Annotated in this window: 1 protein-coding gene; it reads left to right on the top strand. The window is 37.2% G+C overall.

Going from position 1 to position 9,183, the window contains the following annotated elements; translation table 11 throughout:
* A partial coding sequence (locus tag EGI22_RS14940; RefSeq protein WP_255069270.1) for an Ig-like domain-containing protein occupies window positions 1-9,183 on the top strand: 9,183 nt, incomplete at both ends.

The raw sequence follows: 9,183 nt of genomic DNA, 5'->3' as shown, positions 1-9,183 counted from the left end.
TAACCTCTATTAGATGTCAAGCTGCTGGAAGCGTATTTTATACAGCTACCGCAAGTAATAACACTGGAATAAGCTATTCAATGGATGTTGCGAGTATACTTGCTGGAAATACCATTAACGCTACTACTGGGGAAGTAACTTATGCTGCAGGTTGGTCTGGAACAACGCAAATAACTGTTACAGCTCAAGGTTGCAATGGTCCAAAAAGTACTGTTCATAATGCTACGACAAATCAGCCAGTTCAGGCTCCAATTTTTACATTAGGAGCAAATTCAACAAGATGCCAAGGAGCAGGAGGTGTAAATTATTCTGCGACTGCATTAAATTCAACAAGCATATCATATTCATTGGATGCGACAAGTTTGGGTGCAGGAAATACCATAAACTCAAGTACAGGAGTAGTTACTTTTGTAGCAGGTTGGTCAGGAAACTCTACTGTGACAGCTTCAGCAGCGGGATGCTCGGGCCCTTTGACCTCTACACATGCCATTACTACAACCCCAACAGTCGGAAATCCTATTTTTGCAATGGGTAGTACTTCAAGCAGATGTATTGCGGCAGGAAATGTTACTTATTCGGCAACTGCCACTAATAATACTGGTATAAGTTATATCTTAGACAATACCAGTTTAAGTAATGGAAATACCATTAACTCAAACACTGGAGAAGTTACATTTGATGTAAATTGGTCTGGAGTATCTATCATTACAGTAACCGCTACTGGATGTAATGGCCCCAAAACTGCAACACATACTGTTACTACTAATTTGGCTGTACTTACTCCGGTTTTTGGTTTGGGTGCAAGTTCTATAAGATGTCAAGGAGCAGGAGCAAATGTTTATTCAGCAACCGCCACAAATACTACAGGCATAGTTTATACTTTAGATGCCATTAGTTTAAGTGGAGGAAATACTATAAATGCATCAACAGGCAGTGTCACTTTTGTAGCTGGCTGGACAGGAAACTCAACAGTGACCGCCACTGCATCTGGATGTTATGGACCAACCGTACAGTCACATACTATTTCAACCACACCATCGGTTACTAGTCCAGTTTTCGACTTAGGTTTAACAAGTACTAGATGCCAAGGTGCAGGAAATGTAACTTATCATGCAACTTCAACTAATCAGACTTCTTTAACATATACTTTAGATGGAATAAGTTTAGCAGGTGGAAATACCATTGACGCCAATACAGGAATAGTAACTTATTCAGCTGGATGGAATGGTACAACAAGAGTTACTGCAATTGCATCTGGATGTAGTGGTCCAAAATCAACAATTCATACTATTACTGTTACGCCGACTGTAGGTTTACCAGTATTTACTTTGGGAACAAATTCTGTTAGATGTCAAACTGCTGGTTCTATAACTTATACTGCAACTTCAACCAACTCTACAGGCATGACTTATGCTTTAGATGCGACAAGTTTGTCTTTTGGTAATACTATAAATTCAGCCACAGGAGCTATTACTTTTTTGTCAACTTGGACTGGAAATTCAACAATTACAGCAACTGCAACAGGATGTAACGGCCCAAGATCTAGTACACATACTATAAACACGATTTATATTCAAGCGGTAAATGATAGTGGCGTTGGCCAACAAGGAACTCCTTTAATTTTGCCAGTACTTAATAATGATTTAGGAGATAAAGATCCTACCAAAGTTACCATCGTAACTCAACCTAACAATGGTTTTATCCAAATAGGTACAAATGGTGAAATTACTTATCTTCCAAATGGTAACTTCTATGGAGTGGATCAATTTACGTATAGCGTTTGTTCAACTGGTTCAACTTCTTGTTGCTCTCAAGCAACAGTAAATGTTCAAATTGACGAAGCTTTAAATGACCCATGTTCAGAGGCAACAAAAAGTAAGATTTTCTATTTACCATTTCCAGAAAATACAAGTTACTTGAGAAAATCTCTTTGGAGTGCAGGTAGCGTAAGTTATTTAAGTGACTCTGTAAGAACCGTGGTAAGTATCAAAATTCCTTACCCTGGTAATATCATTACCTATGATCATTGGGAAGATGGATATGAAGCAGATATTACTATTCCAACTCAATCAACAACCGAAATTTGGGGAGATGGTATTTTAAACAATGGATTTGCACCGGGTTATCCTACGGATATTATTCCTGCAGGAGGCTATATATTAATCGATAATCACTTTAGATACAATCCTAGAAATACCGCACAATTTGTTTTTGATGGAAAAGATAAAATCCTAAGTTCTAATGACATAGCAATCTCAAAAATTTCAGGTGATGCGGGTTATGGGGCTGGAAGTAATAATTTTGACGTTCAAAACGTAAAAACTAACGTATTCGACATAACTAGGTTTGGTAAGTTTTTCGTAATTCCTTTTGGAGAGGATAATACGCTCGGCACTTCTCCAACCTCAGCTTTTAAATACACTGGTATATTTATTAGAGCCTCTGAAAACGGCACGGTAGTTAACTTAGACTATAATGCAGATGGAAATATTGATATTTCATCACCGGTTTTAAATGAAGGTGATGTATGGTTATATGATGGAACGGCTTCTACCCCTGGTGTTATTACAGATATCAACAACAGCAATGACATAAAATCTGGTGCTATCCTTACTTCAACAAACAATTTCGGCGTAGATGTTGTATTTGGTGGTATTGATAGTTATGGAACTAGAAACATGGCTCTTTTGCCTGGTAATTTTTATGGCGACACCTATTTCTCACCAGCTCATACTACCTTAAGTACTGCCCCAGTATATGCCTTTTTTACGAACAATTTATCATCCCCAATTACCATTGATTGGAATTCTGGCACTTCTAATTCTGGTTCATTTGTGATTGCAGGTAAAGGGAAAGGATTTTTAGATTTAAATTTAGCAAATGCTTATAAGTTTAAAAGTAGAAATGGAGAAGCATTCACTGCTGTAGCTGTTTTTGATGCCGACACGGATGGTTCTGCTTACGACTGGTCGTTTAATATGATTCCAGAAAATAGGTTATCTACTTTTGCAAGTGTTGCTTGGGCTCCTGGAAGTAGTAATGGAACTGGAAATTACAACCCAGTTTGGGTTACTGCTCCAACAGCAACTACTATCTATATAAAATATGATGGTAATTTAGCATCTCAATCTGCCACTATTAGCCCTTGTGGAATGCCTTATGATATTGCCGTACCCATAACAGCTTTGCAATCTTACAAAATATTGGATGTAGACAATGACCAAACAGGTTTAGCAGTATTTACTTGTGACGGCACAAAAATAGCCGCTGTATGGGGACAAAACCCAAATGGAGCACCTCCAGGTTCACCAGGAATGGACGTGGGTTATGTAATGGAACCACGGTGTTTACAACAATTGATAATTGCCAATGATGACATTACGGATACCGAACCCAATACACCTGTAATAATTGAAATTCGAAACAATGATTATGGTTTTTTATGTACGCCTAATCCACAATCGGTTTCAACATTAGGATTATTACAACCAAGTAACGGAACTGTTGTTATTAATCCAGATGGAACAGTTACCTATACGCCAAACAATGGATTCCAAGGAACAGACCAGTTTGAGTATAGACTATGTTCAATAGAATACCCTGGAATTTGTGATGTGGCTTTGGTGAAAGTAAGAGTTTCAACATGTATTGCCAATGCAAACGAAAACTTATTTAGAGGAAAAGTATTTGTAGAGTCGTTACCTGATAATAGCACCTATAATGGTGAGCGGTCAGCTCGTGGTGTTCAGGTTGATTTGTATATTGACGCAAACTGCAATGGAGTAATTGATCCGGGTGAAGGAATCACCGAATCAACTGTTTCTGACATTAACGGAAATTATTCTTTTAGTACAAAAGACGGAAATAATGCTAGAGATGATTTTGAACCAACAGCCAGTTTTTCAGGAAATGATGGTGGATTAAACTGGAACAACAATTGGACGGAATCTGGTGATGACGGTAATTTAAATACAGGAGATGTTAGAATAATACCAGATGCTTCGTCTGGCGGAATGGGCAACGCAATAAGATTGTCTGGGCCAACAAATGGAATCAACAGAGCTTTAACTTTCAATAACACTTTAAGTGCAGTATTGAAGTTTAGTTATCGTAGACAAGGACTTGACAGACAGGGTGAAGGAGTAAACGTTTTAATAAACGGCTCTACGGTATTTACTTTAAACGATGGTCTAGCTGTTGGAACTGATATAAATTATACCAATGTCTATTTACCAATAACTGCTTACAATGCAAACGGGGTAAATACTTTACAGTTCATCACAAACGGCTCTGTATCAACTGACGATTTCTTTTGGATAGATAATATTGAATTATCTTTTTATAAAAACCCTCCTATATGCTATGTTGCCAAAGTTAACACTGGTAACACAAATGGTGCATATATTCCTTCGCTTCTAAATACCCAAACTGCGATATTTAATGTCTTAGGTGTTTGTGATAAAGATAACTTTTTAGGTGTTTTACCAAGACTTATTGCAAGTGACGACAATGCTTTTACTTCAATAGATAAAGACATAAACATCAATGTATTAGCAAATGACATAGTGGGTATTCCTGATACAAGTAAAGTCTCATTTATTGGTGTAACTATTACGCCTTCGAATGGTACAGTTAGCGTTAATACGAATGGTACAATTAAATATGTTCCAAATCAAGGATTTACAGGTACTGACCAATTTGAATATAATGTTTGTAGTTTAGAAGACCCTTTGATTTGTGATATTGCATTAGTGAATGTTACAGTATCATGTGCATCTTCTCCATACATCAACGAGATAAATGGTTCGGTTTTTATAGATTATAACAACAATGGAATTTTTGGAATAGGCGAAAATGGCTTAAATAACACAAGTGTAAATCTATTCTCTGATTTAAATAATAACGGAATACTAGATATTGGTGAGCCAATTATTGATACGCAAGTAACAGATGGCAATGGATATTATTCATTTGAAATAAATCCTGCAACGAGTGTCCTAAATTATTTAGATCAATTTAATTTCAGTGCTGTAGCCAACCAAAGTAACGGATCGACACCTTGGACTACAAGTTGGACTAAAATAGGTGACTTAGGTACTTTTGGACAAAACAATATCCAAATCTCTAATATTTCAGGTTTGAGTATTCAATCAAATGCTGGATTGGTAAGTGGTGCATATAGAAGTTTAAATATTGTTGATGCTATTTCTGCAAACCTTTCGTTAAACTATAGCGAGCAAAATCTAGATTTACAGGTAAATGACTATGTTGATTTACAAATAGCAAACTCAGCCTCACCGTCAAGTTGGCACCTATTAAAAAGATTTACTGGAGCTGATGGAAATCAAACTGGAACATTGAATTTTGATATTAGCAATTTTATGTCTGCTAATACAACTATAAGATTTGTAACCTCTGGAAGTTCACTCATGATTCCTGGTGATGTGGTTTATTTTGACAATATCAAAGTAGATTATTTGCAACCTTTGCCTGGAAAATATGCCGTTCAATTGGCTCAACCAATTCCTGCTGGATATTCTCTGACTTATCCTAGTCCTTCTCCAACAGGATATTATACAGCCTCGTTTACAAAAGCTGGACAAGGTACTTGTAGTAATAACTTTGGCTTAGCAGTGACTGACCTTGCTGTAGTAAAAACAGTAGATATCCCTAATCCTTATGTTGGAGATACAGTTGTATTTACTGTGACCGCTACTAATAATGGCCCAACGGATGCTTCTAATGTAATAGTTACCGATGTTTTACCAACAGGATATGATCTTATTGGCGTTACTGCTACCGCTGGAACTTGGGTTGGTACGAGTTGGAATCTTGGAAATATGATAAATGGAGCTAGTGAAAATTTATTGATTTCAGCTAAAGTAATTGCTCCTGGTGGTTATCTAAATACGGCAAGTATAGCTGGAGATCAGCCAGACGTTAACCTTTTAAACAATACGAGTAGTGCTGCTCCGGTACCTATTCCAATTATTGACTTATCGCTTAGTAATCAAATAAATGACCCAACGCCGAATGTTGGAGATGTGGTGACATTTACAGTAAATCTAGAAAACGCAGATTTAAGTCCAGCCACAAATGTGCAAGTTGTAAATGTGATTCCAAATGGATATTCAAATATTACGAATATTAGCAGTGGAGGATCTTTAGCTGGTAATATTATAACATGGACATTTGCAAATATTGCCAATGCAAGTAGCCAAATTATGACATATCAAGCTACTGTAGAACCACCGTTGGTAGGTGTTACTTATACGACTACAGCCCAAGTATTGGCAGCATCAGAGCAAGATTTAGACAGTACGCCTAATAATAATATTGCGACAGAAGACGACCAAGCAAGTGCAAGTGCAATACCTCAAGTTGCTGATTTAAGAGTAACAAAACAAATCAGTAATGTATTGCCAAATGTGGGCGAGGTGGTTACATTTACCGTTACGGTATTTAATGATGGGCCTGATAATGCCACCAATGTTTCGCTAGCGAACGAAGTTGCAAATGGTTTTAGCACTATCTCAAATATTAGTGGAGGTGGAACATTAACTGGCAATATAATCAATTGGAATATCGCCAATTTACCAAATGGAAGTAGCCAAACTTTCACATATCAAGTCTCTGTTTTAGCACCAGGAGTAGGAATAAGTCATACAAATATAGCACAAGTCTCGGCATCGGATCAGTATGACCCAGATAGTAGCCCAAACAACAATATCAGTACAGAGGATGACCAAGCACAAATAACAGCCACTTTACAAGGAGCTAATCTTAGTTTGACCAAACAAATAAATGATAGCAATCCAAACGTAGGTGACATTGTTACATTTACAATAACACTACATAACTCTGGACCAGACCAAGCAACCAATGTTGCGATTGAAGATATTGTTCCAAACGGATATTCAAATATTAGCAATATAAATAATTCGGGAATTTTATCGGGTAGCGTAATTAATTGGAACGTAGCCAATATAGCAAATGGTGCAGATTTAGTTTTAACTTATCAAGCCCAAGTTAATGCTCCCACATTAGGAGTGAATTTTACAAATATTGCCCAAATTATTGCTTCAGACCAGTTTGACCCAAACAGTATTCCTAACAATGACATTCCAACAGAAGATGACCAAGATCAGGTAACTTCGGTGCCAAGAGTTGCTAATTTGAGTTTGTCTAAAACTTCAAATATTTTAAATCCGCAAGTTGGGGAAGTTGTAACTTTTACAATATCTGTAAATAATGCAGGACCAGATGCTGCCAACAATATCGAAATAACAGATTTACTACCAAATGGTTATTCTAATATTTCAAATATTAGCAATTCTGGAAGTTTATCAGGAAATACTATTACTTGGAATTTGGCTAGTTTAAGCAATGGAAATTCTCAAGATTTCACTTATCAAGCAACTGTTTTAGCACCTACTTCAGGAGTATCATTTACAAATATTGCACAAATAAGCAGCGTTGATGAATATGACCCAAACAGTACGCCGAACAATAATAATTCAGGAGAAGATGATCAGTCGGAAATTACTTTAGTTCCACAAGTAGCTAACCTTAGTTTGACGAAACAAATAAATGACATAAATCCTTTGGCAGGAGATATGGTTACTTTTACTGTTACTGTAAGCAATGCAGGACCTGAATCAGCCACAAATGTTGAAATAGAAGATATCGTTCCAAATGGATATTCAAACATTATCAACATCAGTAATTCTGGAGTTTTAACTGGAAATAGTTTAAAGTGGAATTTAGCGGCTATTGCAAACGGGGCATCCGTTTCATTGACATATCAAGCTACTGTTTTACAACCCGGTGTAGGTATTTCTCATAAAAACGTTGCACAAGTAACAGCCTCTGACCAATACGACCCAAATAGTTCACCAAATAATAATAACCCAAGTGAAGACGACCAATCTGAAGTAACTGCTGTACCTGAAGAGGCCAATTTGAGTATTTTGAAGCAAGTTGACAATTTGAATCCAAATACTGGGGATGTGGTTACATTTACTATTACGGTAAGTAATGCGGGTCCAAATGATGCAACAAATATTTTGATTCAAGATGCTATACCGAATGGCTATTCTAGTATCACAAATGTTAGCAATTCTGGCACCGTGGTTGGAAGTAATCTTGAATGGAGTATTTTGAGTTTGGCAAATGGAGCATCTCAAACTTTGACCTATCAGGCAACTGTAAATGAGCCAATTCCGGGAACAAACTACACCAACATTGTTCAAATTATGGATGTTGACCAATTTGACCCGAACAGTACGCCTGGAAATAATGTACAAGGAGAAGATGATCAATCTCAGGTTACGACAGTCCCTAATGTAGCCAATTTGAGTATCACAAAAGCCACAAGCAATACAAATCCAAATGTTGGTGATACTATCACTTTTACTTTAACTTTATATAATGCTGGGCCAAACGACGCCACCAATGTAAGTGTAGAAGATATAACACCAAATGGATATTCTGACCTTTCCAATGTTAGTAATGGCGGAATAATTACGGGAAATACTGCTAACTGGAATAACTTAACAATTCAAAATGGTGCAAATTTAGTCTTAACTTATAAAGTTAAAGTTAAAGCTCCTTTTGTAGGTGTAAATTATACAAATACAGCTCAGATCACTTCTTCAGACCAATACGACCCAAATAGTACACCGAGTAATGACAATCCTACAGAGGACGACCAAGGCTCTGTTACTACTGTACCACAAGAATCAAATTTGAGCCTTTCAAAAACAGTAAGTAATACTTCTCCTAATGTTGGGGATGTGGTAACATTTACGGTTACAGTTTCCAATGCTGGTCCTGATGCAGCTACAAATGTGGCTATAGAAGATGCTATTCCAAATGGTTATGGCTCGATTGCCAATATCAGTGGTGCTGGTGTTTTTGCCAACGATACTTTGACTTGGAGTGGTTTATCTATCGCTTCGGGTGGTTCTGTGGTACTTACTTATGAGGCTACTGTTTTGGCTCCTGGTGTTGGTGTTTCTTTTACCAATGTCGCTCAAGTGATTGCTTCTGACCAGTTTGACCCGAACTCTACACCTGACAATGATGTTCCTTCAGAGGATGATTATGACTCCGTTACGCCTGTTCCTCAGATTGCGGATTTGAGCCTTTCTAAAAACATTTCTTCATTATCGCCGAATGTTG

It is taken from the genome of Lacihabitans sp. LS3-19, assembly GCF_024343575.1.
Classification (GTDB): Bacteria; Bacteroidota; Bacteroidia; order Cytophagales; family Spirosomataceae; genus Leadbetterella.
The sequence above is the reverse complement of the archived record's forward strand: the minus strand, read 5'-3'. Positions and strand labels throughout refer to the sequence as shown.